Genomic DNA, 26,377 nt, shown 5'->3' on the forward strand with positions numbered 1-26,377 from the left:
CGTTTGAGCCTGAACATCTCAATTCTATCGGAATGGTCTTGGTGGTCAAACCCTCGTTCCCTCCACCCGCATAGCGGGTGGTTTTTTGTTTCGCGCGTTTCACGCACTCAACTGGCTAAAGCCAGAAAAAAAGAAATGCGCAAAGCGCATTTCCGGTATTTTTAAGCCAAACTTTTCAATTCTTCAGTTAGATTGCGGAACGCCGTCTTATCCCCGGCAGCCAGCGCCGTGTCGATCTCCCGGTACAAGATGTCGGTACGACGCTTTCGCAGCGCTTCATCCCACACCATTTCTGCCGCAAGTCCTAGCATCACTTCATAGGTAGCCTTCATTTTGTCCATTCGATACACCTCCGCTGTTTAGATCCTTCCATATTCCTTTGCTTTTTGTACATAGCTTTCACTTGTGCGGGCCATTCGCTGCAGATCCCGCTCGGTTAATTCTCGGACCACTTTGGCAGGCGAACCAAATGAGAGGGTATAGGGCGGTATGACTTTGTTTTCGGTTACAATAGATCCGGCTCCTATTAAAGCATATTCACCAATCTCGGCCCCGTTCAATACAATTGCACCCATTCCGATTAATGTGCCTCTGCCTATCCTGCAGCCATGGATAATCGCGGAATGACCCACAGATATGTCATCACCCAGCAAGAGCTGCTGCCCGTCCGCCACATGCCCTACGGAGCCGTCCTGGATATTGCAGCGGTCCCCGATAATTACCGGAGCCAGATCTCCCCGAAGTACGGCGTTGAACCACACACTGGACTGTCGTCCAATCCTTACATCACCTACCAGCTTCGCACCTTCCGCGACGTATACAGACTCATCAAGCTGCGGTATGTAGTTCCCATAAGCAATCCGCATTTCTTCTCCCCCCAGCACTCGTTCAACACCTGCTGCAATTCGAACTTACCCTAGCTTCCGCCGTCAAAAATGCTTCTGTGACTTCCCCGGCTGCGGCTCCAGGCGTACATATCTACAGCAGTTGCTTCGGCACAGCCGCCTCCAGCCCCCATGGCGTCATCATAACGGCCGGCCCCTCCGCCGTTTCGCCCAGCCGCAGCATTCCCAGATGCAGCAGCATCCGGAGGATGCGCTGCTCCAGAATCGAAGCGGCATCATCGTAATAAAACGGCTTGACCAGCCAGCCCAGAGCTTCTACGAGCGAAGCCACCGTGACCCACTTCCCCGCACTTATACTAATCCAGTATACGAGAGATGGCAGATTTGGTATAGCGCCTTTATACAGTTTTAACCAAAACATGTATAACTGCATCAGCTTCTCGGATTTCCCCTGCTCCAGCAGCGTTTCTCCGGCCAGGGTAAGCTTCAGCCGCTGGCCTTCCTCAGAGGTCCAGCGGCGGTGGCGGGCATAATCAACCATCAGGGCGAGCCGTGGAGGATAATGCTCACCCGCTCTTCCATAGCCGAATTTCCAGCCGCCCTTGCCGAGGAGAGGCTCAGAAATTTGGATTGCGTTCATCACCCCCTGCTGGTACCTTTTGTGCATCGCACCCTCCTGGTTCAGTTCGGGTTCATTCTCCTTCACATAACGCAGAAAGAGCAGCAGGTCGCCAGCAAGCATATCTCCTTCACCGCGGTAAATTGCAGGCTCGGCACTTGGAGAGACTTGCTCCTTGAGAAATTCCCCCATCCGCTCACGGAAGCGGTTCTTCAGATCCTGCGGCACTTGAAACAGGTACCTGCCTTGCAGGGAAGCGCCATTGAAGAGCCAACCGCCATTTTTGAACCTTGCGACCATCTCGCGGTACCCTCCGCCAGTGCCGGGAAGAGCATCGAAGGAGGCCTGCCTTGCCGCAGCCAGCAAATCCTCAAGGCTGAAGTGGCTGCGCTCATCGAACAGCAGCGTATTCAGAAACCGCAAGTCCTCGGGTGCGCACTCCCTGATGTGGTTCTCCATGAACTCGCGGCTTCCCAGTGTGATCAATATACTCTGAATCAAATCATGTTTGGAATTTCGTTTGCAATCACACTGGTAGCGTCCCGCAATGGCGGTAAGCTGACCAATGTCCGCATAGTTAAGCATATCCGCCAGATTCATCATTTATCGCCTCACCGTTTTACTACCATTATGGGAAATACAGCCCTTTTTATTCCTGAATGTACAAAAAAAATAACCCGAAGGGTCGGGTCAATGCTGATTTTGCAGAATATGGCGTGTACAGTTGTACAACAGCGGGTTCCATTCCTTCTCTTTCTTCTCCAGAATAGTGAGCGATAGATTGCCAAGACGCTCGGAATATTTGTCCTTGTACAATGCGATATAGAGCTGAGCCAGAAATCCTCCATGAGAGATGACCAGGATATTCTTCTCCGGATACCGCGCTGCAATCTCTTCCATAAAAGCCAGGGCACGCACCTGAAGCTGCTCATCCGTCTCCTGTCCAAGGGACAGCAGATTCCAATCCTTGCCCCATTTCTCCTCACGCTGCATTGACGTCATGCCCTCAACCTGTCCGTAGGCACGTTCACGGATGCGCTCGTCCGGTTCAAGCAATGGAATTCCCAGCTTGGCCGCGATAATTCTGCCCGTCTCTGCTGCCCGGGAAAGACTGCTGGTGATACAGTAATCCCAGCGGTACGTTTCCTGCAGCAGGCGGTCTCCCAGCATCTCAGCCTGCCTCCGGCCTTCGTCGTTAAGCGGAATGTCGCTTTGCCCTTGTATCCTGCCTTCCGCATTCCAATCCGTCAGCCCATGGCGTATTAAGCCGATCAGCATCTCCTATCACCCTTCCTTTCCACTATGTTTGCTTAATAATGTAACACGAATGAAAACAAATGTCTTCTTTTTAAAGGTTTATTATGCATATTCATGACCTCTGCAGGACGCGCCTCGGAAAGCTCTCCAAATGCGGCTCCGGCTTCGTTGCCTGTCAGGTGCCTGCGGGACTCCAAATGCAAAAAAAGCCCGCTTTACCCTGGAGTAAAGAGAGCTTCCTATTGTCTGCGGTAACGGTTCAGCCGGAACAGCAAAAAAATCGACAGGCCTACACCCAGCATGGACAGCATCATCCAATATTGCGGATGGGTAGGTCCCATGCTCACCACGAGCGGTTCAATAATACCGCCGCCAGATTCGGAGGCGGGATAGGAGGAGGACCAGTCCAGAGACAAGCCGGCTACTCCGGTCTCCACAATTCCGCTTTGCGCCGCCGTCGTATTGGCGGGTGTTCTGAACATCGTGAAATACAGAAAGCTGGATATAAAAACAGCCAAAAAACAGGCAATCCAGAGACTGAGCCGGCGGCGGAAAACGGCAGTATTCCCTGCAGACTTACCATCTCCAGGCATGAGCCAGGGACTTTCCAGATAGATCCGCTCCATGACCCGGAGATTCACAGCCTCCGCACGTTCTTCGCTGACCTCAACCCGTGTTTCTTGCATAAGCTGGCTGCTCTCCTGCCACAACGCCCCTTCAGCGGCACAGTAAGGACAGTTCGCAATATGCCTTTCAAGCTTAATCCGCTTAGGGTCGGTGGGGGGAGCGTCCCACAAAAGCGGAATGGAATTCTGTGCTTCCCTGCAATTCATAGGCCTTACACCCTCTCAGCCTGCTCTTCTGCTTCAGGCTCATAAAAATAGGATTCGAGTTGAAGCTTCACACTGCTCCTGGCACGGAACAATAATGATTTCACGGAGCTGACACTCTGATCCAGAATCACAGCAATTTCCTGGTAGTCCATTTGATCGTATTCCCGCAGAATCAGCGCGGAGCGCTGCTTCTCCGGAAGATTATTAATCGCTTCACGAACCAGGTTCATCCGCTCTTTACGGAGAGCAGCCTGTTCCGGCGCCACCTCAATCGGGGCTACCGGTGTATATCCGCTTTCCTCCAGAGATACGTTCCCGGCACGGTTCTTGCGAAGCTCGCTGAGCACAGTATTCCGCGCAATCGTATACAGCCAAGTCGAGAATGACGCATCCACTTCCCGGAAGGAATGCAGGCTGCGGAACGCTTTATAGAAGGTCTCCGAGCATAGATCTTCGGCTAGAAGCTCCATGTGGGAATTTTTGAGCATATGGTAGACAAAAGCCAGTATTTTACGTTGATACCGCCGCATTAATTCTGAATACATTTCTGTGTCGCCTTGCTTGATTAGCTGGATCAACTGGGAATCCGTCATGGTGAGTTCGGCCCTCCTCGCCCTAGCGCATGAAATCCCGTCCGGTCCATACTTCTTATACCGGCCGAGACTTCAAAAGTTGCGGTGCTTCTTCAAATTTGCACAGTTAAACGCAATACTTCCTATGTATATTCAGGCACCCGATAAATAAGGCATGCTGTAAATGAATACAGAAAGAAAAACGCATATCCGCAGATTTCCGGCAATCCCCGACAGGTCGCATTCTGGCACCTACTGGAAATCTATAAATATACTTAACCCAGTATAGCACACAATCTAACAGTATGACATTAATAGACTTATGACAGCAGCTATGATTGTATTTCCCATCATATGGAGTCGAATTCCGCAGGAAATGTCATACTGGGGAGAATGGCGCACCCTATCGCCGGTCGGCTGGCAGGGCCTCTTGCAGGAACGGATAGTCAGATTGGCCGTAATGGTTCGGTCAGGATAAACAGGTTCGCCTCCCTTTAGCTGGTCCCAAATCCCCGGCCGGGGATGCTCCCTGAAAGATATACATTTCATCTCATTACTGCCGTTGTGTTCTTGACAGTGAACGTAGCTGCGACTGTGCCAGCAGCACTGCTAGCGTCCTTCTATGTGACTGCAACCTCCAGGCTATCGCCGCTGAAGCTGCCCTCCGCTTCGTCAATTGTGATTGTTGATGCAGCCACATCGGGGTTTTGCGTGTAGATTACGCCGTCCTTGATCCATACTTCACCGCTTACGCCATACCCGGCCTGCCGGGGATGCGGGAATCTGGCTGCTGCCTGGGTTGAAGATGACTTCTCCCTGCGTCCAGGAGGTTATTGAACAGGGTACCAGCCGTTGCCTTCATTGGTCATTCCACTTCCCGGCCAGGCGGGTCCAGTCTTGGTTGGGGTCACGCTGTCATCATAATAATAGATGTTCGGAGTACCCCAGGCCGCCGGCTTGGAATAGTGCACTGTTAACGCTGCATTAGGGTCTTCTTTTACAAAATTGCAGGACCGAAGATTTTCTAAATAATCTTTGAATAAAGTGTTGACAAAATGTAAACGGATACATATAATAAAAGTACAGTATGGTTTCTCTCCACTCCTATCCAAATACTATACGGTTCCAAGTAATTGTGAACTGTAACCGCTTATTATGTAAGCGGTCTTTTTTTTGTCCATTTTTAGCATCAATTGGCGAAAAGGGTTAAGTCCCTCTGACTCCCCATGCGGCAGCAAATCCTTGACACTTGTGGACGCCCGGTAAATATTATGCTCCTATATAAGCTGAGCTTGAAACAACAAAATAACCCCACAAAGCCATCCATGCCGCTGACGCGGCACCACAGATGATGGAAATGGGGGCGTAAAGTTATTTCCAGGGTAGTGGGGCCTTGGCTTCGATGATCAAGATGAACTTGAACCATTCATCCAAAGGGCAGCCATTTTAGTGGGAAAAAGGATAACTAAGGTAGCACATTCAGATTCCGGATCATCCCTAGTGGGAAAAAGTACAACTAATTCGGCTGAAATCAGGCATTTGGGGGGAGTGGGCCTCCATTAGGTGTACAAAATCCCACTAAAGCCCGTTCAAGCCAGAATTCCAGACCATTAGTGTTACTTTTTACACTTCGCTTTCGTTCCCTGTGAGCCTCCTTGCATTCCACCAGCTTTTTCGGGTTCTCCGCTTTAAAAAAACCCCTTCAAGTCCACTCATCCTTATATCTAACTAATCAAGGGGTTTATGAGCGGCTTAAAAGGGGGGTTATCCGTTTCTACACGTATACAGTATAATTGCTCTGCTGCAGCAGAAGCTTGGCCCGCTCCATATCATTCTCCTGGCGGAAGGAGAGGCGCATAATGCCCGGCACATCCTCACGGCTCTCAATAATCTGCACGTTGCTGAGGTTGATGCCCTGGTCTCCCAGCTCGGTGGCGATCCGTCCGATGATGCCCGGGTGATCGGGAACATCGATATGCAGATCGAACAGCGGCGTGATCATCCCCTTGCGCCGCTCCGGCAGCTGGCTGCGGAAGCCGCCCGCTTCAACAAAGGCTTCTTCTATGCCCTCTCCGTCCGCATTCTCCAGCAATTGAACAAATGAGGAAACCTCCTCGTTCCAATCCTTCAGCAAACGAAGCATAACCAGGCGGTTATTCAGCAGAATATCGCGCCAGATGATCGGATCGCTGGATGCAATGCGCGTGATATCACGGAACCCCCCGGCAGCCAAGGTGCTGTACAAGGAGTCTGTGTCGTCATACGCGCGGATCTGATTCACCAGGGCTACCGCAATAATATGCGGCAAATGGCTGATCGCACCGACAATCTCATCATGGCGCTCCGGATTAAGCCGGACGATCTGCGCTTTGGTATGTAGAAGCAAAGCTTCAAGCGCCTTATACGCTTCCTCCGGCACTCCCGGCGGCGGTGTCAGCACATAATAGGCGTTCTCGAACAGCAGCGAGGAAGCCGCTTCCACACCCGAACGCTCGGAGCCGGCCATCGGATGTCCGCCGATGAAATGCACCCCGGGAAGGTCCAGCGAAACCGCGCAGGCGGCAATCGTGGCCTTGGTGCTGCCGACATCCGTAATAATACAGCCCGGCTTGAGGGGAAGCTTGCTGAGACGCTGCAAGTAGTCCTCCAGCATGCCTACAGGCACGCACAAAAAAATGAAATCGGCGTCCAGCGCCGCTTCCTCAAGCGAAAGTGTGGCCTGATCGACCACACCTCTGCTGACGTATTTAATTGCCGATTCAGGACGGTGGGCATGGCCTACAACGGTCAGGCCTTCCTTGCCTTTGAAGCAAAGGGCCAGTGAGCCTCCGATCAGACCGACACCGAAAATTGCTATTTTTGTCGTCATGTCCTTTGAACTACCTGCCTTCTGTAGATTCGTCTGCCGGCTGCCCCTCAGACCCTTACTCCCTGTTCCTTCAGCGCCTGCTCCAGAGCTGCGATAAAAGCCTTGTTCTGCTCAGCCGAACCGACGGTGACACGAATATGGGTCGGGTACAGCTTATGCCCCGCTCTGACAATAATCCCCTGCCGCAGCAAGGCATCAAAAACATCGGTTGCCGGCTTCCGCACATCCACCATAATGAAATTGCCATGAGCCGGAAAAGAGTCAAGGTCCAGCCGTTTGAACTCATCCTGAAGCTGCAGAATTCCTGCGCTGTTAAGGCGGCGGCACTCCTGCACGTAATCCTGGTCGGCCAGCGCAGCCAGTGCCCCAGCCTGCGCCAGACGGGTGGTATTAAAAGGTTCCCGCACCTTGTTGATCAAGGAAATGATCTGCGGACTCGCCACCCCGTAGCCGATGCGCAGCGCAGCCAAGCCATAAATCTTGGAGAAGGTGCGCAATACAACCAGATTCGGATAAGCGTCCAGCAGCTTGATGCCGTCTGTGTAGGACAGGTCCGTCACATATTCAAAATAAGCCTCATCCAGAACAACCATTACTCCGGCCGGGACCGCGTTCAGGAACGTGATCAGCGCTTCCTCCGGCACAATCGTTCCGGTAGGGTTATTCGGATTGCAGATCCAGATAATTTTGGTCCGCTCTGTAATCCGGGCCAGCATCGCATCCAGATCATGTGTACCGTGTGCCAGAGGCACTTCAATGGAGACCGCACCTTCAATATCGGCATTGCTCTTATATACGGAAAAGGTCTGGTCCGCCATAATAGTCTCGTCCCCCGGCAGGAAGAAAGCACGGGCAATCAAGGCAATGATCTCATCGGAGCCGCAGCCAAAAATGAGGTTGTCGCTCTGCACACCAAGGTGGCCGGCCAGCGCAGCCGTCAATTCGGCAGCTGAACCGTCCGGGTAGAGATAAAGGTTGTCGAGCTCCGCAACTATGGCGGCTCTTGCACTCGGTGAAGACCCGTAAGGATTCTCATTGGAGGCCAGCTTAATGACATCGCTTAAGCCAAGCTCCTTCTTCACCTCCTCGATAGGCTTCCCCGGTTTATATACAGGGAGGTTAACGATATTCGGTTTCGGGTTCATGAACGGTCCTCGCTCTCCATAAATAGTAAAACCCCGGTCTGCCAGCAGACCGTTATGGTCTTAATTGTGCCACAAATTCACGAATTTGCAACAGGCCATCACTTCGGGTGGCAGGATTGTCCAGCAGCGGTATAACGTCCTCCACCTTGCGGACGATTGCGCTGCCTACGACTACACCATCGCAGATGCGGGCAAAGCGCGCCACCTGCTCGCCGGTCGAGATGCCGAAGCCCACCGCCACAGGAAGGTCCGTAGCCTGGCGGACAGACGCAATGAATTCATCCACACCGGCATGAAACGTGGAGCGTTCTCCCGTAACTCCAAGCGAGGAGACACAGTAGACGAAGCCGCTGGCGCCGGAGACAATCCGGGCGATGCGTTCGCTGGAGGTAGGCGCAACAAGCGGAATGAGGTTCACTCCGGCTTCATGGCTGAGCCTGCGCATTTCCTCCGACTCTTCCACCGGAAGATCGGGGATAATCAGACCGCTGATCTCATGGGCGTCAAGTGCGGCGAAGAAGGTCTCCAGTCCCATCTGCATGACCGGATTATAATAGGTGAACAGAATAAAAGGCAGCTTGCTGCCCGCCTGCCGGGCCTTCAGCGCCGTCTCCATACAGGTGCGCAAATGGATATTGCCGCGCAGCGCCCGGGAAGAAGCCCGCTGGATCACCGGACCGTCCGCAAGCGGGTCGGAATATGGCACACCCAGCTCCAGAAGATCCGCCCCGGCCGCTTCCAGCTCGGCGATGATCTCAAGGGTAGTCTCCAGATCGGGATCGCCGACAGTCAGAAAAGGAATCAGCGCCGTCCGGCCTTCCTCCTTAAGCCTGCGGAAGGTCACATCCATACGGTTCGTCGTTTCGGTTGTCATCACTTACCCGCTCCTTCCGTATAGGCCATGATTGATTCAACATCCTTATCGCCGCGTCCGGACAAGCAGATGACCACGATATCATCCTTGGTCAGCGTCGGCCCTATCTTGGCGACATGGGCAATGGCATGCGCAGACTCAAGGGCCGGAATAATGCCTTCGGTAACGCACAGCAGCTTCAGGGCTTCCAGCGCTTCATCATCCGTAATCGGAACATACACTGCCCGGTGTACATCCTTAAGATAGGAGTGCTCAGGGCCAACTCCAGGATAATCCAGACCGGCCGAAATCGAATGCGCCTCCTGAACCTGACCATGCTCATCCTGCAGCAGATAGCTGAGCGAGCCCTGGAATACCCCCTGGGTGCCTTTGCTCATTGTTGCGGCATGAAACGGAGTATCTACGCCCTTGCCGGCAGCTTCCACGCCGATCATCCCCACCCGCTCATCCTCCATGAACGGATAGAACATGCCAATAGCGTTGCTGCCGCCGCCTACTGCGGCTACGAGCAAATCCGGCAGCCTGCCTTCGGCCTCCAGAATCTGCCGCCGGGTCTCATCCCCGATAATCCGCTGGAAGTTGCGGACCATCATCGGGTACGGATGCGGTCCGACAGCGGAACCAAGCACATAGAATGTGTCTTCCACGTTGCTGACCCAGTAGCGCAGCGCTTCATTCCCTGCATCCTTAAGGGTCCGGGAGCCGGAGGTCACCGGAATGACTTCTGCGCCCAGCAGCTTCATGCGGAATACGTTCAGCGCCTGGCGGCGTGTGTCCTCTTCCCCCATGAACACCTTGCATTCCATGCCGAGCAGTGCGGCTACCGTAGCCGTTGCCACCCCGTGCTGGCCTGCGCCGGTTTCGGCGATGACCTTGGTTTTGCCCATCATTTTGGCAAGGATGCCCTGGCCGATCGCATTGTTGATCTTGTGTGCTCCGGTATGGTTGAGATCTTCACGTTTCAAATAGATTTTGGCTTCTCCCAGATGCTTGCTGAGCCGCTCCGCGTAATAGAGCGGAGTCTCCCGTCCTGAGTATTGCTTAAGCAGGTAATCCACTTCCGTCTGGAAAGCCGGATCTGCCGAAAATCTGTTATAGGCCTCCTCCAGCTCAATCAGTGCATTCATCAGCGTTTCAGGGACGAAGCGGCCTCCAAAAGAACCAAAACGCCCGTTTTTGTCCGGTACTTGTATCATGATTGCTTCACCCTTTCCACAAAAGCTGTTATCTTGGCGATATCCTTGATCCCATCGCTCTCTACTCCGCTTGAAACATCTACACCGTATGGGGCATAGCCGTCCAGCAATTCACGGACATTGTCTGGATGCAGCCCGCCGGCCACAAATAAAGGCAGGCCATATTCTGAAGCCGCCTGTTGATAAGCTGGAATCCTGTCCCAATCAAAGGTTCGGCCGGAGCCGCCGCCGGCCGGGTCATATGTATCCAGCAGCAGGGCATCGACGGCTCCGGCATATTGCTGCAGCATATGAGCACCTTCCCCAGGGAAGCCGGCATCGCTTGCGGCTACTGACAGAGCCTTCCATACCTGGACCTGCGGAAAAGCCGCCTTGACGGCCCGGCAATAGTCCGCGCTCTCCTGTCCATGCAGCTGAACAACATGCAGCGGCACGGAGGAGAGCAGCGCTTCCAGCTCCGCAAGCGAAGGGTTCACGAACACTCCTGCCGCAAGCGGAGATTTCACATTCTCCCAACCCGCAAGCTCGGCAACAAGCTCTGCCGCGCGTTCAGGGCTCACCCTGCGGCGGCTCTCCGCAAACACAAATCCCACATAATCCAGAGGTAATCGCTTCATAGATTTTAGCACTTCAACGTCCTGAAGTCCACAGATTTTTACCCTCGCCTCAGCCATGGGCGGCACGTTCCTTCCCTTCCGGCAACGCACCAAGCAGGTCATTTACCGCCTGTTCCACATCCGGCTGGCGCATCAGATACTCTCCTACCAAAACACCGGCCGCTCCGGCTGTTCTCAGATAGCCGATATCGCCAGGACCGGCTATTCCGCTCTCGCTGATTACCGGAACACCGGCGGGAAGAAGTGCGGCAAGCTCCGCTGTAGTAGACAATGACGTTTCGAACGTATGCAGATTACGGTTGTTAATGCCCAGCAATACGCCCGGATGCTGCACCTTTCCGGTAGCCAGAACCGTATCCAGCTCCTTCCGGTCATGGACCTCAATTAAGATATCCAGTCCCAGCTCCGCTGCTGTATCAGTGAACGAAATCAGCTGCTCTGGAGTCAGGATGGCTGCAATCAGCAGAATCGCATCGGCCCCCAGCAGCCGCGCTTCATAGATCTGGCGGTCATCGATAATGAAATCCTTGCGCAGGAGCGGAAGCCTTACCGCCTCCCTAACTTGCTGCAAATAAGCACCGCTGCCCTGAAAATAATCTGTATCCGTAAGGACGGATAAACAATCCGCCCCTCCTGCTTCATACCCCTTGGCAATGGACACCGGATCGAAATCCGCCCGGATCAGCCCTTTGGAGGGAGAAGCCTTCTTCACTTCGGCAATCAGACCGGTGGATCTGTTCCGTGACTCCGTAAGCGCTGTCCGAAACCCTCTTGTCGGCGGCAGCGCTGCGATCTGACGCTTGGCCTCCTCCAGGGAGAAGGTTTGGCTCAAGGCTTCTACTTCATTGATTTTGGTGGCAACTATCCGCTCAAGATACATAATCAAGCTCCTTCGTCATGGCTTTAAGCTGCTCCAGCTTAAGCAGTGCGGCACCGGAATCCACTACAACGCCGGCTTTGTCCACACCTTCTTTTAAGGTATCCGCAAGTCCTGCTACGTAGATGCAGGCGCCCGCATTGGCAAGGACAATATCACGGTACGGGTTCAGCTCGCCTTGCAGCACTCCGGTAATAATTGCAGCATTCTCCGCCGCATCTCCGCCCAGCACATCCTCCAGTGGATGCGCACTCAGTCCCAGCTCTTGCGGAGTGACCTGATAAGTCGTAACCACACCGTTTTTAAGCTCAGACACCTGTGTCGGCGCCGAGATGCTGATTTCGTCCAGACCGTCCAGACTGCTTACAATCATCGCCCGCTTTGAACCGAGCTCCTTCAGAACATTCGCTACGGTTTCCGTTTTGTCCCGGTCGTAGATTCCCATCAGCTGACGGTCAGCTCCGGCCGGATTGGTCAGCGGACCCAGCATATTGAACACGGTGCGGACTCCCAGCTCCCTCCGGGGCGCTGCAGCATGCTTCATCGACGGATGATAAATTTGCGCGAACAGGAAGCAGATACCGATGCTGTCCAGACACTGCCGGGCCTGCTCCGCATTCAGATGAATATTGACGCCAAGCGCTTCCAGCACATCGGCGCTGCCCGCCCTTCCGGATGCGGAACGGTTGCCGTGCTTAGCCACCCTTACGGAAGCGGCAGAGGATATGATGGCCGAGGCGGTGGAAATATTGAACTTATGGATGCCCGAGCCGCCGGTTCCGCAGGTATCCAGCAGCTGTGAGCGTTCGGTAACCACATGCGTGCCGAAGCCGCGCATCGCTTCCGCGAAGCCGGTAATTTCTTCAACAGTTTCCCCTTTGATCCGCAGTGCGGTCAGCAGCGCGCCAATCTGCGCCGGCGAGGCAGCGCCTTCCATTATTGTACCCATAATTTCACGCGCCTGCTGGCGGGTAAGGTCGCGCCCTTCGATCAGGGCGGCAATTCCCGATTGTATCAATTGGCTTGCATCCATTGTTATCTCCTCCTAAACTTTTTTGGGGGCAATTCATTATGATTCAGCTCCGCACAACGTTCCCCTGTTGGTCAAGGGGTATATTCATACATGTAATCCTGATTGATTACCTGCTTCTCTTTGACTTCCTCCGGGAACATGGCTTCCGCCATCCGGATGGCCTTCAGCATTGCTTTGGCCTTGTTGACCGTCTCCTCATATTCCTTCTCCGGAACCGAGTCCCACACAATTCCCGCTCCCGCCTGCACATAAGCGCGGCCCTTGCGGAAAATAATGGTTCGGATCGTGATACAGGAGTCCATATTTCCGGAAAAGCCAAGATAGCCGATGGCTCCGGCGTATGCGCCTCTCGCTTCCTGTTCCAGTTCGGCGATAATTTCCATTGCCCGCAGCTTGGGCGCTCCCGAGACCGTGCCTGCCGGCAGGCAGGAGAGGAAGGCATCGAAGAAATCCTTGCCTGCGTCAAGTGTGCCTGACACATTGGAGACCATGTGCATCACATGCGAGTATTTTTCAATTTCCATGAATGAGTCGCATTTCACACTACCGAATTTTGATACCCGGCCCAGGTCATTGCGTCCCAGATCCACCAGCATCAGATGCTCCGCCCGCTCCTTCTCATCCTCAAGCAGCTCGGCGGCCAGCGCCCGGTCATGAGCTTCATTCTCTCCGCGGGGCCGCGTTCCCGCAATCGGCCGGGTCTCCACACGGCTTCCGTCCACCTTGACGAGCGCCTCAGGCGATGTGCCGACGATGATCTCCCCGTCCATTTTGAGATAATACATATACGGCGAAGGATTCAGCGTGCGCAGCATACGATAGACATGCAGCGGAGATACTTCAGTCTCAATATGGAGCCGCTGTGACAGCACCACCTGAAAAATATCCCCTGCCCGGATATATTCCTTCGCCCGCTCCACATTGCTGATATATTGTTCTCTGGTGAGGTTCGAATGAATTTCTCCAAGCTCGATGTCCTGGGGGATGCTGCGCCGGTTGACATTTTCCTTCGGTCCTTCCTTTTGCAGCTCTTCAGCCATCTGCTCCAGCTTACCGCTTAATTCCTCATACCCGGCGCGGATATCGGAATCCGTATCGCCGTCCTTGACATGCAGATTGCCTACCAGCAGGATCTGCTGCTTCACATGATCGAAGACAATGATGCGGTCACAGAACATAAAACGGATATCATCCATCTTCAAATCATCCACCGCATGCGCAGAGAGCTTTTCATAATACTGCAGCAGATCGTACCCGAAGAATCCGATGGCTCCGCCGGTAAAAGGAGGCATACCGTCCAGCTTGGGACTGCGAAAGGAGCGAAGCAGCGCCTTCAGTTCCTCAATCGGCTTGCCGAGCAGCTGTCTTTTCTCTCCGCCGGCCTCCACATGGATTACACCTTTTTTGCCGGAGATCATCAGGAAAGGGTCGCTGCCGATAAAAGAATACCGCGCCCACTGGATTCCGCCTTCCACACTTTCCAGCAAAAATGCCCGTTCCTGACCGGCAAAGCGCTGGAATAACCGGATAGGCGTCTCCATATCGGCAAGCAGCCTTTTGACTACAGGAATCAGATTATATTCCCGCGACAAGGACAGCACTTCTTCTACGCTTGGATTTGTCATTTGGGATACCTCCTTGGGATATTGGTTATGTTGTCCGAAATACAGAAAAACCTCTACCGGAGTAGAGGTTTGTGTAAGTAAGTATATGAATAAGCGCAAAGGACCGGCATCCAGCCACCGCAAATGATGCACTTCTCCATAAAAGAATACAGCGATAGTGCAAATCAGCACTAAAAGGTACCCCAAACAGAGAACTGCAAACAAACGGCATGCCTGTACTCAACTAAAATCCTGCACTCTGCTCAACTATACTCATCTCAGCTTAACTAAACTCTGCTCCACTCGGCTAACTACACTATACATGATGGCCTTGGCTCATGGCAACCCCGCACAGGATATTTGTTACTCCTTCTGTGAGAGATCCGGACGCAGCCGCTGGGCTTCATTCAGATAGACATGGCGGATATCCCGCTGTGACTTGTCCGTGTTGACCTGCACCATCAGCCGGATGCACATCGGCAGGCCGCCCTTGACGGGAATCTCCACGGAGCACATCAGAGGCACCAGATCCCAGCCTTCAATTTCACGGATAGCCCGCGCCGGAAAGGTGGCATCCAGATCGCCGGTCACGGTAATCCACACACTGCAGATATCTTCGGCAATGACATCATTGCGCTCGACAATTTCACGCAGCAGCACAACGGTTTCCCGCAAAATCTCATTCTCCTCGTTATTGGTTACGGTTGTTGCACCGCGTATCCCACGGTTCACCACGGGCTTCCCTCCTTCTTAAGCTGCGCGATAACCTCGCGCACGGCGCTCTCCTGCACATCATTTACGATGCTGACGGCACCGATCGAATCGGGCACGATAAAGGTCATTTTGCCTTCCTTGAACTTCTTGTCATGCATCATCGCTTCCATCAGCTCATCCTCGCCGAGCTCCGCTGGCAGCCTTACCGGCAGCGAAAGCGCGGACAGCATAGAAATGGTATCCTCGTAAATTGCCTGATCCCGGCCAAGCTTGGCCGCGAGAAGCGCAGAGCCGGCCATTCCGATGGCAATGGCTTCACCATGAAGGAACACCCCGTATCCGCCCACCGCTTCTATTGCGTGTCCGATCGTATGTCCAAGGTTCAGAATCGCCCTTTGCCCGTGCTCGCGCTCGTCATTGCCAACGACCTCAGCCTTAATCGCGCACCCGCGCTCCAGCGCGTAACCCAGCGCTTCCGGATTCAGGGCAAGCAGCGCAGAAGCATGCTCACGGCACCAATAAGCGAATTCACGGTCCAGAATGAGACCATGCTTCACCACTTCCGCAAGGCCCGAAGCGACCTGGCGCGGCGGAAGCGTGCCCAGAGTATCCAGATCATACAATACCATTGACGGCTGATAAAAGGCGCCGATCATATTCTTGGCCAGCGGATGATTGACTGCCACCTTGCCGCCCACACTGCTGTCATGGGCCAGAATGGTCGTCGGAATCTGAATGAAGCCTATACCGCGCATGTAGGATGCGGCTACAAAGCCCGCGAGATCGCCTACTACCCCGCCCCCGAGTGCCAGAACCGCAGAACTGCGGTCCAGACCGGCCCGGATGGCTGTTGTAAGGACTTCTTCATATACAACCAGTGATTTGGAGGCTTCTCCGGCTGGAATGATATGGCTTACGGCGGTATAGCCGCGTTCGCGCAGGGAAGCCAAGACAGCCTCCAGGTAACGCGGCGCCACTTCGCTGTCACTCACAATCAAAAGCGTGCTGCGCAGCGGGTAACCCGCCTCTCTGCAGCGCTCGCCAATCTCACGCAGCAGCCCGCTCCCGATATGGATCGGATAGGAGCGTTCGCCTAATTCTACTGTTATGCTGCGCATCATCAGTAGCTCTCCAGCTGTGACTGGTAGTTGTTGTAGTTGGCCCGGATCTCCTCAATGGAGTCGCCGCCGAACTTGTCCAGAAAGGCTCTGGCGATTTCCCAGGCCACTACATTCTCAAGCACTACGCAAGCAGCCGGGACAGCGCATGCATCCGAACGCTCGACCTGGGCGGTGAACGGCTCCTTCGTGTCGATATCGACACTTTGCAGCGGCTTGTACAATGTGGGAATCGGCTTCATCACACCGCGGACCACCACAGGCATCCCGTTTGTCATTCCGCCTTCAAAACCGCCCAAGCGGTTGCTCGCCCGGTAGTAGCCCCGGGAGGCTTCGTACATGATCTCGTCATGCACCTGCGACCCGCGGAGCTTGCCCGCTTCAAAGCCGATGCCGATTTCAACTCCCTTGAAGGCGTTGATGGACATCACCGCTCCGGCAATCGCACTATCCAGCTTGCGGTCATACTGCACATAGCTGCCCAGTCCGACAGGCAGGCCTTCAACGATGCATTCCACAATGCCGCCGATGGAATCTCCTTCCTCCTTAATCTTGTCTATGTAGGCTTCCATCTTCTGCTCGGTTTCTTGATCCACGACTCTTACAGAAGAGGCTTCAGTGCGCTCAATCAGCTCTTCAATCGGCAGATTGTTCACGGGCGCTTCAATTTCACCGATACGGATGACCTGGCCGGCGATCTTCACTCCGAACGCAGCCAGCAGCTGCCGGGCCACTGCACCCACGGCTACTCTGGCCGCCGTTTCTCGGGCGCTGGAGCGTTCCAGCACATTCCGCAGGTCCGTCAGATTATACTTCAGTCCGCCGTTCAGGTCCGCATGTCCCGGACGCGGGCGGTTAACGCGCCGCTTCTCTTCATCGCTGCCCGGTATGGGCTCAATATTCATAATATTTTTCCAGTGGGTCCAATCCTTATTCTCGACAACCAGAGCTACAGGCGCACCTGTTGTGTAACCATGGCGCACACCGCCGGCAATCTCTGCGGTATCCTTCTCAATCTGCATCCGGCGTCCCCGCCCGTAACCCTTTTGCCGCCGCTGCAGCTGAAAGTTGAGCTCTTCGAAATCAAGTGTCAAATTGCTGGGCAGTCCTTCAATAATGGCTGTAAGCTGGGGGCCGTGCGTTTCCCCCGCTGTTAAATAGCGTAAACTCATGCTGCGTTCCCCCTTCACACTTTTAAACTGTAAACCGCTAAAATGTTAAATGTCTTTGCTCATTATAGTATAGGCCATCCGCTTTGACAAGAAAGGGATAAGCCCGGATTCCCCTCTGCCGGCAGGAAAAACAGCAGCGCCGCCTCTACTCTTGCGAGTAAAGACGGCGCTGCAATACACCCAGGGCGTGCCCTGTCTTCAACTGCCGATTCTCCGGCTGGTCGGCATACAGGCCGGCTTGCCTTCTTCGAGCATGAGCAGGCTTTGCAGCTGCCGCTCTTCTACACCAAGAATCTGCCCGCATTCGCGGACGGTCAGGAAGCCGCGTCTGTAGGCGTCAATGACCTTTCTTTTATCCATCGCAATGAACGACCTTTCGCATGGCGTACGTAATCTGTCTACTGTTCAGTATCTCTGAAAAAAGACGAAAATATACGTAAACCAGTGGAATGCCTTATCCCGGGTCCACGGCTGGATTATTTCTTGCGGTAAAAGAACGTCTCTGTCGACTCGAATCCGTACTGCGCCGGCGTGAAAATCTGCTCCGTGCTGCCCACGAACAAATATCCCCCCGGACGCAGGCTCGCTGAAAACTTGTGATACAGCTTGTTTTTGGCCTCTTCCGTAAAATAAATCATGACATTGCGGCAGATGATCAAATCAAAGCCTTCATCAAATTTGTCCAGCAGCAGGTTCTGCTTGCGGAAATCAATATTTTTCTTGAGGCCGTCACTGACTTTGAACACTGGCCCTTCCGGTGTAAAATAGCGCTCGGAAACATCCTTCGGCACATCCTTCAGCGAACGCTCCAGATAAATGCCCTGCTTCGCTTTGGCCAGCGCACCGTCATCAATGTCGGTTGCCAGAATTCCGGTCTGCGCCAGTATATTTTTGTCGGAGAGGATCATAGCCAGTGTATACGGCTCTTCTCCAGTGGAGCAGGCCGCGCTCCAGAGCTTCAGCCTGCGTCCCGAACGCTGCAGCTCGGGAAGAATAATATCGCGCAGCACCTCCCAACGGTTCGGGTTGCGCCAGAATTCAGAAACATTGATGGTCATGCGGTCCAGGAATTCATAGAATAAAGCCTTGTCCTTCATCATTGCGGCAAAAAAATCACTGAAGGACGAATAGCCGTTTTTCATCCGCAGCGTGGTCAGACGCCGCTTCATCTGCGCTTCCTTGTACTGGGCCAAATCAATTCCTGTGCTTTGCTTGACGTTATGAATAAAGCCGGTGTAATCCGGATCTGCAATTGTTGATGTGTCTTCTCGTTCAGCCATTAATTTCCCCTGCCTCCCGCCTGCAACTACATCCAGGCCGCGATGTCTTTATTGTAATCCGCCAGTTCATCCGGAGCAAAGAAATTGGCGATTTCACGTTCTGCGCTTTCCGGGGAATCCGAACCATGAATCAGATTCAGAGGGGTATGGCTGGCAAAATCACCGCGGATCGTACCCGGCAGCGCTTCGCCTACCCGGGTCTTGCCGATCATCAGGCGGGAGAGCGCCACTACATCATCGCCTTCCCATACCATGGCAAATACAGGACCGGAGGTAATGAACCGCACCAATTCCGGGAAGAAATCCTTGCCTTCATGCTCTGCGTAATGCTTCTTGGCCTGCTCTTCCGTAACAGTGGCCAGCTTCGCGGCCGCCAGCTTGAATCCCTTGTCCTCCAGACGGGCCACAATCCGCCCGATTAAGCCGCGCTGTACTCCGTCCGGCTTGATCATCAGATACGTTTTCTCCATAGAGTCACTCTCCATTTTCTATTATTCCGAACGAATAATAAGCTGTTTTTCTGATAGTATCAGAAACCGTGCCATCTGTGAACGCTTAATATTTTGGGCTCAGTAAGCTCTGCCTGTCACAAAAAAAGCGATATCCTTCAAATTGCGTTTTGTCCGGTTGCTGGGGAGCTGGTCCAGCGCCTCAAGCGCCTTGGCAATGTAACGGGAGGCCAGTTCTTCTGCCCTGGAAATGCCCTGGCCGGACAGGATTAAATCAATGGCTCGTCCCACGCCGCTGTGCCCCGCACGGATCGAAGCCAGCTCCTCCAGCAGCGCCCCGCGCAGCTGCCGGTCCTCCAGGCTGTAGATGACCGGCAGCGTGATATTGCCCTGCCGCATATCGCTGCCCGGAGGCTTGCCGATTTGCTTCTCCGTCCCGGAAAGATCGAGCAGATCATCACGGATCTGGAACGCCATGCCGACGTTATACCCGTAATCATAGAGCAGTCTGGCCGTATCCGGCTCCGCCTCTGCCGCCAATGCGCCCAGCTGGCAGCTGATGGCGATCAGCAGCGCTGTCTTCCTGCGGATGCGCCGGAGATAATGGCGCACACTCTGCTCGCTGTTGAAGAAGTCACGGATCTGCTCCATCTCTCCGATCGACATTTCCACCATCGCCTTGGAGAGGATTTGATGTATTCTCGGGTTGCCCAGCTCCGCGGACATCACCAGCGCTTTCGCATAAATATAGTCTCCCGTGTACATGGCGATTTTATCGCCCCATTTCGCTTTGACCGTAGGCTCGCCGCGCCGCAGCTCCGCATCGTCGATCACATCGTCGTGGACAAGGGAAGCGCTGTGGATAAGCTCCAGAGGAATGGCAACGCGCTTCAGCTTCTCCAGATCATATTGTCCGAATTTGCCGCCCATCAGCACAAAGACAGGACGAAGTCTTTTGCCGCCCGCCTTCAGCAGATGCAGTGACGTCTCTGTGAGCAGATCGTCGTCCCCCTGCACACTGCGGTAGAGCTCTTTTTCAATCTGGTCCATATCTTTGTTCAGCAAGCCAAACATTTGCGTTCGTTTCATTCTTTCACCCGTGTCAGCAGATTATGGCTCCAAATCTCTATCTTCACTTCCCGCGGCAGCAAGCCCAGCTCGTAGGCATAGCGGAAATAGAGGTTCAGACCCTCCTGTTGCCTTTCCCCAAAGTCATAACATAAATTATGGAAGTACCTGTCCCAGTAGGCTGCCGTCCCCCCAACTGCTGTGCATGCCTCCTGGATAATGGGTGCCAAATTCCGCTGGCCCTGCCTTTTGCTCTCCACAAAGGCTTCGGCAATTTCAGCAACCGCTCCGGGCCTCATTCCGGCGGCCTCCCTGTTCACAGCCCAGACCGCAAAGGTCATGCCAAGTCCGGTCCATTCCTTCCATAGCTCGCCAAGGTCGGTAACGGTGTACCCCTGATCCTGCCAGGAAGCCCTGATCGCGTTGTCGCCAATAAGCAGACAGGCATCAGCCTGCTCCATCATCCGGTCAATATCCGGAGCGGCGCTGATATATTCAGGCTGGCCCCCCATCGCTTTCTCCAGCAGGATTTTCAGCAAATTGACCGATGTCGCGGAGGTGTTCGTTACGGCGATTGTCCCGGAGGCAATTCCAGCCAGCGGCGCCCGTGAAAACAGCAGGATGGATTGCACCGGGCCATCTGCGCTGACCGACAGGTCAGGAAGCAGCAGCAGACGGTCACTCGCGGCCGCATAAGCGAAGGAGGACAATGCCCCGACATGGATGCTTCCGCGGGCCATGCCCTGATTAAGAATGGCTGGCACTTCACTCACCATCTCTGCGGGGAAGCTTAACAGGGATGGGTGGAAATTGTGAAATACCGGCCATGAGTTGGTATAGCTGATTTTACCGATAACGGTTGGTTCCGGATGGCTCATCCTTCATTCCCCCCATCTGCGAAATAAATCATGCTCAATGCTCAAGCTGTCCAGCACTTTGCCCACCATAAAGTTAATCAGATCATCCATGGTTGCCGGGCCAAAATAAAATGCGGGCATCGCCGGAATCATCTTCACCCCGAGGCGGGACAGCTTCAGCATATTCTCCAGATGAATTGCATGCAGCGGTGTCTCCCGGGGCACAAGCACGAGCGGGCGTCCTTCCTTCAGCATGACGTCTGCAGCCCGTGTCATCAAATTATCGGAGCTTCCTTGGGCCACGGCAGACAGCGTTCCCATGGAGCAGGGCATAATAATCATCGCTTCTGTGCGGAAGGAGCCGCTGGCAATGGAGGCGCCGATATCGGCTATCGGGTGATAGTGCAGAGAACCGGGACAGCCTCCGAACCGTTCGTTCAGAAAGCCTTCCCGGTCTGAAACGGCGAAGCCCAGCTCTTCCTTAAATACACGCCAGCCGGCATTGCTAACCACCAGATGAACCGAGTGTCCCAGCGAAAGCAGGGTTTCGGTCAGCCGAACGCCATAAATACCGCCGCTCGCTCCCGTAATGCCCACAACAAAGTTCTTCGCCTTGAGCTCATTCATTTGTTGAATTGCACCACCAAGTCAATCAGAGTAAAGGAAAATACCACGATGCTCAGCACACCGTTCATTGTGAAGAATGCCGTCTGCAAACGGCTCAGGTCGCTCGGAGATACAATATGGTGCTCATAAAAAAGAATAATGTAGGCAATCAGCATTCCCGCCACGTACCACCAGCTCAGGTCGGTAATAAACAGCAGCGAGACAAAGCCTATGCCTGTAAGCATGTGAAACACTTTGGCGATGGTCAGCGCACGGGCGACGCCAAAGCGGACAGGAATGGAATACAGTCCCTCTTTCTTATCGAATTCAACATCCTGGCAGGAATAAATAATATCAAAGCCCGCCGTCCAGAATACAATTGTGAAATAGAATACCATAGAAGTCCAGTCCACCGTACCGGTGACGGCAACCCAGCCGCCCAGAGGGGCCAGAGCGATAGTCAGGCCGAGGATTAAATGGCAGGCCCAGGTAAAGCGCTTCGTGAACGAATAAAAAACCAGAAGGAAAACTGCGATCGGCAGCAGCTTTGCCGATAAAGGATTCAACTTGAATGCGGCCCAGAACAGCAAAAAAAATGAGAACCCGATAAACAGGGCCACCTCTCCAACCTTGAGCAATCCGGCGGGAATAGCTCTTCCCGCCGTTCGGGGATTCTTGGCGTCGCTGATCCGGTCAATCAGCCGGTTCAGCCCCATTGCCGCGCTGCGGGCGCCGAACATGGCGATCACTATCCAGCCGATTTGACCCCAGGAGGGCAATGCCCCGAACATTACGACCGAACCGAGCAGAGCGCCCATAAAGGCAAAGGGCAAAGCAAACACGGTGTGTTCAAACTTGATCATTTGCAAAAAGATGCCGATTTTCTTAAGCATTACAATTCTCCTTGAGCCCAATGTGTAGTGCCGCGATGCCTCCGGTCAAGGGGAAGGATTCCACTTTTTGCAATCCGGTTTCACGGAAGATTACTTCAAGCTGTTTCCTGTCGGGGAACAAGGCGAGTGATTCCGGAAGCCACTTGTACTGTTCATATCTCTTTGCGAATAGTTTGCCAAGCAGCGGAAGCACACGCTGGAAATAAAAATAATAAATGCCTTTGAACGGCTGCTTCATCGGTTTGGACAATTCCAGGCAGACCACCATGCCTCCCGGCTTCACCACACGCTTCATTTCGTTCAATACCCGGGCCGGGTCCGGCACATTGCGGAGCCCGAAGCCTATCGTTGCATAGTCGAAGGAGTTATCGCCGAACGGCAGCTCCATCGCATTGCCCTGTATCAGGGATATCCGGTCCTGAAGATTGCGTGCCTCTACCTTGCGGCGGCCCACCTCCAGCATGCCCGCACTGAAATCCAGCCCCATGACACAGCCGTCGCCGCTGGCTTCAGCGAGTGCGATGCTCCAGTCACAGGTGCCGCAGCACAGGTCAACCGCGGAGTCGCCGTGCTTCACCGCCATCTTGCGCATGGCGAACTTACGCCATGCCTTATGTCTGCGGAAGCTGATAATGTCATTCATCAGATCATATTTGCCGGCAATGCTCTCAAAGACGGAATGTACAAATTGTTCCTTGGGTTTGGTCCCTTGATCACTGAGTGCGGTAGTTTTCTCCATTGTCATTCCCTAACCCTCCACGGCTGCTTGTCCGGTAATTTTCATGTGCAGGAAAAGGCGGTCAAGCGCGGCACTCAGCTCGCTGAACAGGTTCTCGTCCTTAACCCCCTGCAGCAGTCCCTGAATGGACTGAAGCGATCCATGCAGCTTGTCTGTCAGCAAGGAGTCGCATTTGTATTTCATCTTCAGCTTCTTCCAATCCTTGAGATCAAGCTTCTGCTCCAGAAGCAGCCGCCGTTCCTCCTCGGCAGCCGTCTCCAGCACTTTCCAGTAGCAATAGCCCTCAAAGGCATTTACCGGATCATCTCCGCGGCGCAGCTCCAGAAGAGCGGTCTCATACTGGCTGAATTCGGCCAGCAGCTTCTCCCACAGCCCTGTAAGGGACTCTTCAATCACCGGTGTAAAAGAAAGGAACAGCCTCATATTGAGCTGTACCGTGTGACGCAAGTATTGTTCAGCGGACAGGAGCCTGCCCTTTATCTTGCCGTACAGGTTGGCCTTCATTACATTAAGATCGGCAATGGCGGCGCTTAGAATCCCCACCATCTCAATCTGCTCTTGCTTAGCCAGCAAATGATAAAACCAGCCGCTGAAGTAATCGCCGGCCAGCACTTTCAGCTGAAGGGAGCGCATGGGATCTCCGCCGGGCTCATCCTGCGTGCGGTCAATGCTTTCATGGGTATCCAGCCCCAGCTGCACCAATCCGGTTACAAGCGTGAACAGCTCTCCGTTCTGCAAGACGGACGGGGAACCGTGGCTTAAAAAAATATATAGCAAATGACTACGCCCATCTGAAAACGGCGGCAATTCCGTATGCCGCTGAATCATGTCGTAGTCGATGTAAGGTTTAGCCAGTTGCGGTATGCGATACGGTTTCATTTCAGCCTCCGAAGCCATTGACGTTATGACAATATCTTTGTTCACAATCTTGTCTATTATATCACATGTTTTTTGGTCACGCACTGTGAGCCGTTCTAGTTTCTTTTACCCAGATCAGGGATAAATGAACTGCTTCTTCCACAGCTCGCTCTCACTGATGCGCAGCCCGCTCTTTACGGATTCCGGAAGCGGACAGTTCGCGGCTGTCTGCAGCGCCTCCTGCAGCCGGAGCGACCATTCGGTGCGCCGGATATCCCCTGCGAGCAGCAGACGGCGGCTGTCCAGCCATTTGTCCTCGGCAACAACCCGCAGCAGCAGCTGGTCGACATTGGCGGTCTCCTGAAAAGCAAAGGAAATGGCCAGGGCCATATTCTGATAGAGCTCCTGGGGCTCGGGATCATTGCCGGTCACCTTCAGATCCAGAGAGAGAACCCGTCCCTTCCACCCGACCCGGTCAATGGACAGGCTCAGCGGAAGCTCCTCCAGCCTGTCGACTAGATTGTCGTTATCAAGAACCACGCCGCCCCCGCCGAAGGTCTCCACAGCTCCATGCTGCCTCTGTATGGAAGGCTCAAGCGCGGCCAGCTGCGGCAGAATCAGGGCGGAAGCCGCGGTTATAAGCAGCGCTGTTCCAATCAGCCAGCTCCTGTTCATGACAAGCCCCCTTATCATTCATAGTTGCCGCCTCTTTGAACGAATATACGGGAAATGAGACATGGCTATCTTTAGTTATATTTTGAAAAAAAGCAGGCTATGCCTGCTTTTCAGCTTTCACTTTCCAATTGTCCGTGTTTGCTCCATATTTCGGCCTTTCCGCGGATTTTCATGGCTGAGGTATGATCCGTGAATTGGGCGATAAGCACCTCGCCTTTGTCCAGCTTTTCCGTATGATGAAACCGCGTGTCCATTCCCCGGGTAAGCCCGATAACCTGAACGCCGTTCTCCTTGGCTTTGATTACGATGTAGTCGCTGCCTGCCGGGGCGGAATTAACGCCATTATTCTTCTCGGTCATGTCGAAGCCTCCTAATGTTTGGTGAGTCTGTGCCCTCTCAACAACAAATGCCGCCTTGAAGGGCGGCATCGTTGTTACTCAGAAAGACTATGAGATAGATATGTAGAAATCTCTATTTGATTCCGTCTTTAAGAGCCTTACCCGGTTTGAATGCCGGCACCTTGCTCGAAGGAATTTCGATTTCTTCACCAGTCTGTGGGTTGCGGCCTTTGCGTGCGGAACGTTCGCGCACTTCAAAGTTTCCGAATCCAACCAGCTGTACTTTATCGCCGCTTTGCAGAGCTCCTGTGATTGCTTCGAAAACGGCATCTACCGCTTTAGTAGCATCTTTCTTGGGAAGTTCAGTTGCTTCTGTAACCACGTTGATCAAATCTGATTTGTTCATGTCTTCTCACCTCCCTAGGCAAATTTCCGGTATCATACACTGTTTCCGTTTCAACGCAAAATATACATGATAATCCCGTTTATTACTGGATAACGGCGCTACTCTTCCAAGAAGCGCAACAAACTTATAGTAATACAGCCTACCCAGAATTTCAAGGCGTTACTTAAAAAAGGAGCAGAAAGTAGCATTTTTGCCTGCAAAACCCCTGTTCCGATCTCTGCACCAAGTGAAACGGCTTCACCGTCCTTATAAGGGACGGGGCGTTTCAGCGAGAAAGATAAGCCTAATTTATAGCATGAAACATATAAATTCTTATCTTTCAAGAAAGACGCCTATCGGCGTCCTATATTAAGAATGCTGCCATTTCAGTGGGGAGGAGAAGAATCATTTCGCGCTGATTTCACCGTCCAGCCGGCTTCGGGCGAATTCAAAGGCACTTCTGCCTTTGATTCCCTCGTCCAGCCCGCTTCGGGCGAATTCAAAGGCACTTCTGCCTTTGATTCCCTCGTCCAGCCCGCTTCGGGCGAATTCAAAGGTACTTCTGCCTTTGATTCCCTCGTCCAGCCCGCTTCGGGCGAATTCAAAGGCACTTCTGCCTTTGATTCCCTCTACCTGCCCGCTGCGGCCAACGCAATCGCGCAGTTTGCTTGTCCGAAGTCCTGATCCATTCTTTCAGCGCAGCCGTGAATTAACGGATAAGCTTCGCTTCCCCCAAATCTGATCTTTCAAGTGGAAACGGCTTCCCCGTCCTTATAAGGACGGTATCCGTTTCAGCGAGAAATAGAAGGATAATTGAGTGTGCCAAGCATATAAATTCTTATATTTGCAGCAAAAACGGAGCGGAATTTCTTCCGCCCCGTTCT

General features: G+C 53.6%; 32 protein-coding genes. 1 reads left to right on the forward strand and 31 read right to left on the reverse strand.

The window, feature by feature from the left end; translation table 11 throughout:
- Nucleotides 1–161: 161 nt before the first annotated feature.
- The 31 genes from HYD27_RS15745 to HYD27_RS15895 form a co-directional block, all read right to left on the reverse strand.
- A complete protein-coding gene (locus HYD27_RS15745; RefSeq protein ID WP_020427670.1) occupies nt 162–341 on the reverse strand; it encodes an IDEAL domain-containing protein in 180 nt (59 codons plus the stop codon).
- Nucleotides 342–359: 18 nt separating this feature from the next.
- Complete coding sequence (locus HYD27_RS15750; protein WP_219216698.1) at nt 360–866, reverse strand: gamma carbonic anhydrase family protein; 507 nt, start codon at nt 864–866, stop codon at nt 360–362.
- A 112-nt stretch (nt 867–978) separates the two neighbouring features.
- Nucleotides 979–2,064: a hypothetical protein gene (locus tag HYD27_RS15755; RefSeq protein ID WP_219216881.1), complete on the reverse strand. Its 1,086-nt coding sequence runs from the start codon at nt 2,062–2,064 to the stop codon at nt 979–981.
- Nucleotides 2,065–2,154: 90 nt separating this feature from the next.
- On the reverse strand, nt 2,155–2,742 hold the full coding sequence (locus HYD27_RS15760; RefSeq protein ID WP_219216700.1) for a histidine phosphatase family protein: 588 nt from the start codon (nt 2,740–2,742) through the stop codon (nt 2,155–2,157).
- A gap of 218 nt (nt 2,743–2,960) precedes the next feature.
- Entirely contained in the window at nt 2,961–3,407 is a 447-nt protein-coding gene (locus tag HYD27_RS15765; RefSeq protein WP_219216702.1) for a hypothetical protein, read from the reverse strand.
- Nucleotides 3,408–3,559: 152 nt separating this feature from the next.
- A complete protein-coding gene (locus HYD27_RS15770) occupies nt 3,560–4,147 on the reverse strand; it encodes an RNA polymerase sigma factor (protein ID WP_219216703.1) in 588 nt (195 codons plus the stop codon).
- Nucleotides 4,148–4,956: 809 nt separating this feature from the next.
- The gene (locus HYD27_RS32695) at nt 4,957–5,097 is read right to left on the reverse strand and encodes a starch-binding protein (protein WP_219216704.1); all 141 of its coding nucleotides are present in this window, start codon (nt 5,095–5,097) and stop codon (nt 4,957–4,959) included.
- An 803-nt stretch (nt 5,098–5,900) separates the two neighbouring features.
- On the reverse strand, nt 5,901–6,995 hold the full coding sequence (locus HYD27_RS15780; protein ID WP_219216705.1) for a prephenate dehydrogenase: 1,095 nt from the start codon (nt 6,993–6,995) through the stop codon (nt 5,901–5,903).
- A gap of 47 nt (nt 6,996–7,042) precedes the next feature.
- Complete coding sequence (hisC, locus tag HYD27_RS15785; protein ID WP_219216706.1) at nt 7,043–8,140, reverse strand: histidinol-phosphate transaminase; 1,098 nt, start codon at nt 8,138–8,140, stop codon at nt 7,043–7,045.
- Between the two features lie 52 nt (nt 8,141–8,192).
- Nucleotides 8,193–9,014, reverse strand: coding sequence for a tryptophan synthase subunit alpha (gene trpA / locus HYD27_RS15790; RefSeq protein WP_219216707.1), 822 nt, complete (start codon nt 9,012–9,014; stop codon nt 8,193–8,195).
- Nucleotides 9,014–10,210 carry a tryptophan synthase subunit beta gene (gene trpB / locus HYD27_RS15795; protein WP_219216708.1) on the reverse strand — a complete coding sequence of 399 codons (1,197 nt, stop codon included), beginning with the start codon at nt 10,208–10,210 and terminating at the stop codon, nt 9,014–9,016. Before trpB ends, trpA begins: the two co-directional genes overlap by 1 nt.
- The gene (locus HYD27_RS15800; RefSeq protein WP_219216883.1) at nt 10,207–10,884 is read right to left on the reverse strand and encodes a phosphoribosylanthranilate isomerase; all 678 of its coding nucleotides are present in this window, start codon (nt 10,882–10,884) and stop codon (nt 10,207–10,209) included. Before HYD27_RS15800 ends, trpB begins: the two co-directional genes overlap by 4 nt.
- Nucleotides 10,877–11,707, reverse strand: coding sequence for an indole-3-glycerol phosphate synthase TrpC (gene trpC, locus HYD27_RS15805; RefSeq protein WP_219216709.1), 831 nt, complete (start codon nt 11,705–11,707; stop codon nt 10,877–10,879). Before trpC ends, HYD27_RS15800 begins: the two co-directional genes overlap by 8 nt.
- The gene (trpD, locus tag HYD27_RS15810; protein ID WP_219216710.1) at nt 11,697–12,737 is read right to left on the reverse strand and encodes an anthranilate phosphoribosyltransferase; all 1,041 of its coding nucleotides are present in this window, start codon (nt 12,735–12,737) and stop codon (nt 11,697–11,699) included. The genes trpC and trpD overlap by 11 nt, the downstream gene beginning before the upstream one ends.
- Nucleotides 12,738–12,808: 71 nt before the next feature.
- Nucleotides 12,809–14,362 (reverse strand): anthranilate synthase component I, encoded by a 1,554-nt coding sequence (gene trpE / locus HYD27_RS15815; RefSeq protein ID WP_219216712.1) that lies wholly within the window; start codon nt 14,360–14,362, stop codon nt 12,809–12,811.
- 342 nt (nt 14,363–14,704) lie between these two features.
- Complete coding sequence (aroH, locus tag HYD27_RS15820) at nt 14,705–15,076, reverse strand: chorismate mutase (protein WP_219216714.1); 372 nt, start codon at nt 15,074–15,076, stop codon at nt 14,705–14,707.
- Entirely contained in the window at nt 15,070–16,173 is a 1,104-nt protein-coding gene (gene aroB / locus HYD27_RS15825; RefSeq protein WP_219216884.1) for a 3-dehydroquinate synthase, read from the reverse strand. The genes aroH and aroB overlap by 7 nt, the downstream gene beginning before the upstream one ends.
- A gap of 2 nt (nt 16,174–16,175) precedes the next feature.
- Nucleotides 16,176–17,345, reverse strand: coding sequence for a chorismate synthase (gene aroC, locus HYD27_RS15830; RefSeq protein WP_219216716.1), 1,170 nt, complete (start codon nt 17,343–17,345; stop codon nt 16,176–16,178).
- Between the two features lie 198 nt (nt 17,346–17,543).
- On the reverse strand, nt 17,544–17,705 hold the full coding sequence (locus tag HYD27_RS15835) for a hypothetical protein (protein ID WP_219216718.1): 162 nt from the start codon (nt 17,703–17,705) through the stop codon (nt 17,544–17,546).
- A 116-nt stretch (nt 17,706–17,821) separates the two neighbouring features.
- Nucleotides 17,822–18,625, reverse strand: coding sequence for a CheR family methyltransferase (locus HYD27_RS15840; RefSeq protein WP_220101633.1), 804 nt, complete (start codon nt 18,623–18,625; stop codon nt 17,822–17,824).
- Nucleotides 18,626–18,651: 26 nt separating this feature from the next.
- Entirely contained in the window at nt 18,652–19,095 is a 444-nt protein-coding gene (gene ndk, locus HYD27_RS15845) for a nucleoside-diphosphate kinase (protein WP_219216720.1), read from the reverse strand.
- A gap of 99 nt (nt 19,096–19,194) precedes the next feature.
- Nucleotides 19,195–20,163, reverse strand: coding sequence for a polyprenyl synthetase family protein (locus HYD27_RS15850; RefSeq protein ID WP_219216722.1), 969 nt, complete (start codon nt 20,161–20,163; stop codon nt 19,195–19,197).
- On the reverse strand, nt 20,160–21,020 hold the full coding sequence (locus HYD27_RS15855) for a menaquinone biosynthetic enzyme MqnA/MqnD family protein (protein WP_219216724.1): 861 nt from the start codon (nt 21,018–21,020) through the stop codon (nt 20,160–20,162). The genes HYD27_RS15850 and HYD27_RS15855 overlap by 4 nt, the downstream gene beginning before the upstream one ends.
- Nucleotides 21,021–21,023: 3 nt before the next feature.
- Nucleotides 21,024–21,626 (reverse strand): UbiX family flavin prenyltransferase, encoded by a 603-nt coding sequence (locus HYD27_RS15860; protein WP_219216726.1) that lies wholly within the window; start codon nt 21,624–21,626, stop codon nt 21,024–21,026.
- Complete coding sequence (locus HYD27_RS15865) at nt 21,623–22,498, reverse strand: UbiA-like polyprenyltransferase (RefSeq protein ID WP_219216728.1); 876 nt, start codon at nt 22,496–22,498, stop codon at nt 21,623–21,625. Before HYD27_RS15865 ends, HYD27_RS15860 begins: the two co-directional genes overlap by 4 nt.
- The gene (locus HYD27_RS15870; RefSeq protein ID WP_219216729.1) at nt 22,491–23,243 is read right to left on the reverse strand and encodes a demethylmenaquinone methyltransferase; all 753 of its coding nucleotides are present in this window, start codon (nt 23,241–23,243) and stop codon (nt 22,491–22,493) included. The genes HYD27_RS15865 and HYD27_RS15870 overlap by 8 nt, the downstream gene beginning before the upstream one ends.
- Before the next feature lie 3 nt (nt 23,244–23,246).
- Nucleotides 23,247–24,116, reverse strand: coding sequence for a heptaprenyl diphosphate synthase component 1 (locus HYD27_RS15875; RefSeq protein WP_219216730.1), 870 nt, complete (start codon nt 24,114–24,116; stop codon nt 23,247–23,249).
- 114 nt (nt 24,117–24,230) lie between these two features.
- A complete protein-coding gene (locus HYD27_RS15880) occupies nt 24,231–24,770 on the reverse strand; it encodes a hypothetical protein (protein ID WP_219216731.1) in 540 nt (179 codons plus the stop codon).
- A gap of 110 nt (nt 24,771–24,880) precedes the next feature.
- The gene (gene mtrB / locus HYD27_RS15885) at nt 24,881–25,129 is read right to left on the reverse strand and encodes a trp RNA-binding attenuation protein MtrB (protein WP_219216732.1); all 249 of its coding nucleotides are present in this window, start codon (nt 25,127–25,129) and stop codon (nt 24,881–24,883) included.
- Nucleotides 25,130–25,241: 112 nt separating this feature from the next.
- The gene (locus tag HYD27_RS15890) at nt 25,242–25,514 is read right to left on the reverse strand and encodes an HU family DNA-binding protein (RefSeq protein WP_019909963.1); all 273 of its coding nucleotides are present in this window, start codon (nt 25,512–25,514) and stop codon (nt 25,242–25,244) included.
- A gap of 98 nt (nt 25,515–25,612) precedes the next feature.
- Complete coding sequence (locus tag HYD27_RS15895) at nt 25,613–25,837, reverse strand: hypothetical protein (protein ID WP_219216733.1); 225 nt, start codon at nt 25,835–25,837, stop codon at nt 25,613–25,615.
- Between the two features lie 31 nt (nt 25,838–25,868).
- On the opposite strand from HYD27_RS15895, the gene HYD27_RS15900 reads away from it, so the two are divergent.
- Complete coding sequence (locus HYD27_RS15900) at nt 25,869–26,177, forward strand: hypothetical protein (RefSeq protein ID WP_219216734.1); 309 nt, start codon at nt 25,869–25,871, stop codon at nt 26,175–26,177.
- Nucleotides 26,178–26,377 lie beyond the last annotated feature (200 nt).

The organism is Paenibacillus sp. S150 (genome assembly GCF_019352175.1).
Taxonomy (GTDB): Bacteria; Bacillota; Bacilli; order Paenibacillales; family Paenibacillaceae; genus Paenibacillus_AQ.

Excerpts from the sequence above, each read along its gene's own strand:
- aroB (WP_219216884.1), bottom strand. The coding sequence starts at position 16,173 with ATGCGCAGCATAACAGTAGAATTAGGCGAACGCTCCTATCCGATCCAT.
- HYD27_RS15770 (WP_219216703.1), bottom strand. The coding sequence starts at position 4,147 with ATGACGGATTCCCAGTTGATCCAGCTAATCAAGCAAGGCGACACAGAA.
- HYD27_RS15760 (WP_219216700.1), bottom strand. The coding sequence starts at position 2,742 with ATGCTGATCGGCTTAATACGCCATGGGCTGACGGATTGGAATGCGGAA.
- HYD27_RS15875 (WP_219216730.1), bottom strand. The coding sequence starts at position 24,116 with ATGAAACCGTATCGCATACCGCAACTGGCTAAACCTTACATCGACTAC.
- HYD27_RS15755 (WP_219216881.1), bottom strand. The coding sequence starts at position 2,064 with ATGAATCTGGCGGATATGCTTAACTATGCGGACATTGGTCAGCTTACC.
- HYD27_RS15750 (WP_219216698.1), bottom strand. The coding sequence starts at position 866 with ATGCGGATTGCTTATGGGAACTACATACCGCAGCTTGATGAGTCTGTA.
- ndk (WP_219216720.1), bottom strand. The coding sequence starts at position 19,095 with ATGGAGAAAACGTATCTGATGATCAAGCCGGACGGAGTACAGCGCGGC.
- aroC (WP_219216716.1), bottom strand. The coding sequence starts at position 17,345 with ATGAGTTTACGCTATTTAACAGCGGGGGAAACGCACGGCCCCCAGCTT.
- HYD27_RS15835 (WP_219216718.1), bottom strand. The coding sequence starts at position 17,705 with ATGGATAAAAGAAAGGTCATTGACGCCTACAGACGCGGCTTCCTGACC.
- trpC (WP_219216709.1), bottom strand. The coding sequence starts at position 11,707 with ATGTATCTTGAGCGGATAGTTGCCACCAAAATCAATGAAGTAGAAGCC.
- HYD27_RS15765 (WP_219216702.1), bottom strand. The coding sequence starts at position 3,407 with ATGCAAGAAACACGGGTTGAGGTCAGCGAAGAACGTGCGGAGGCTGTG.
- HYD27_RS15855 (WP_219216724.1), bottom strand. The coding sequence starts at position 21,020 with ATGAGCCATCCGGAACCAACCGTTATCGGTAAAATCAGCTATACCAAC.
- trpD (WP_219216710.1), bottom strand. The coding sequence starts at position 12,737 with ATGGATGCAAGCCAATTGATACAATCGGGAATTGCCGCCCTGATCGAA.
- trpA (WP_219216707.1), bottom strand. The coding sequence starts at position 9,014 with ATGACAACCGAAACGACGAACCGTATGGATGTGACCTTCCGCAGGCTT.
- HYD27_RS15865 (WP_219216728.1), bottom strand. The coding sequence starts at position 22,498 with ATGCTTAAGAAAATCGGCATCTTTTTGCAAATGATCAAGTTTGAACAC.
- HYD27_RS15780 (WP_219216705.1), bottom strand. The coding sequence starts at position 6,995 with ATGACGACAAAAATAGCAATTTTCGGTGTCGGTCTGATCGGAGGCTCA.
- HYD27_RS15860 (WP_219216726.1), bottom strand. The coding sequence starts at position 21,626 with ATGAATGAGCTCAAGGCGAAGAACTTTGTTGTGGGCATTACGGGAGCG.
- HYD27_RS15880 (WP_219216731.1), bottom strand. The coding sequence starts at position 24,770 with ATGAACAGGAGCTGGCTGATTGGAACAGCGCTGCTTATAACCGCGGCT.
- trpE (WP_219216712.1), bottom strand. The coding sequence starts at position 14,362 with ATGACAAATCCAAGCGTAGAAGAAGTGCTGTCCTTGTCGCGGGAATAT.
- trpB (WP_219216708.1), bottom strand. The coding sequence starts at position 10,210 with ATGATACAAGTACCGGACAAAAACGGGCGTTTTGGTTCTTTTGGAGGC.
- hisC (WP_219216706.1), bottom strand. The coding sequence starts at position 8,140 with ATGAACCCGAAACCGAATATCGTTAACCTCCCTGTATATAAACCGGGG.
- HYD27_RS15840 (WP_220101633.1), bottom strand. The coding sequence starts at position 18,625 with ATGGCTGAACGAGAAGACACATCAACAATTGCAGATCCGGATTACACC.
- HYD27_RS15900 (WP_219216734.1), top strand. The coding sequence starts at position 25,869 with ATGCTGCCATTTCAGTGGGGAGGAGAAGAATCATTTCGCGCTGATTTC.
- mtrB (WP_219216732.1), bottom strand. The coding sequence starts at position 25,129 with ATGACCGAGAAGAATAATGGCGTTAATTCCGCCCCGGCAGGCAGCGAC.
- HYD27_RS15800 (WP_219216883.1), bottom strand. The coding sequence starts at position 10,884 with ATGGCTGAGGCGAGGGTAAAAATCTGTGGACTTCAGGACGTTGAAGTG.
- HYD27_RS15890 (WP_019909963.1), bottom strand. The coding sequence starts at position 25,514 with ATGAACAAATCAGATTTGATCAACGTGGTTACAGAAGCAACTGAACTT.
- HYD27_RS15870 (WP_219216729.1), bottom strand. The coding sequence starts at position 23,243 with ATGACAATGGAGAAAACTACCGCACTCAGTGATCAAGGGACCAAACCC.
- HYD27_RS15745 (WP_020427670.1), bottom strand. The coding sequence starts at position 341 with ATGGACAAAATGAAGGCTACCTATGAAGTGATGCTAGGACTTGCGGCA.
- HYD27_RS15850 (WP_219216722.1), bottom strand. The coding sequence starts at position 20,163 with ATGAAACGAACGCAAATGTTTGGCTTGCTGAACAAAGATATGGACCAG.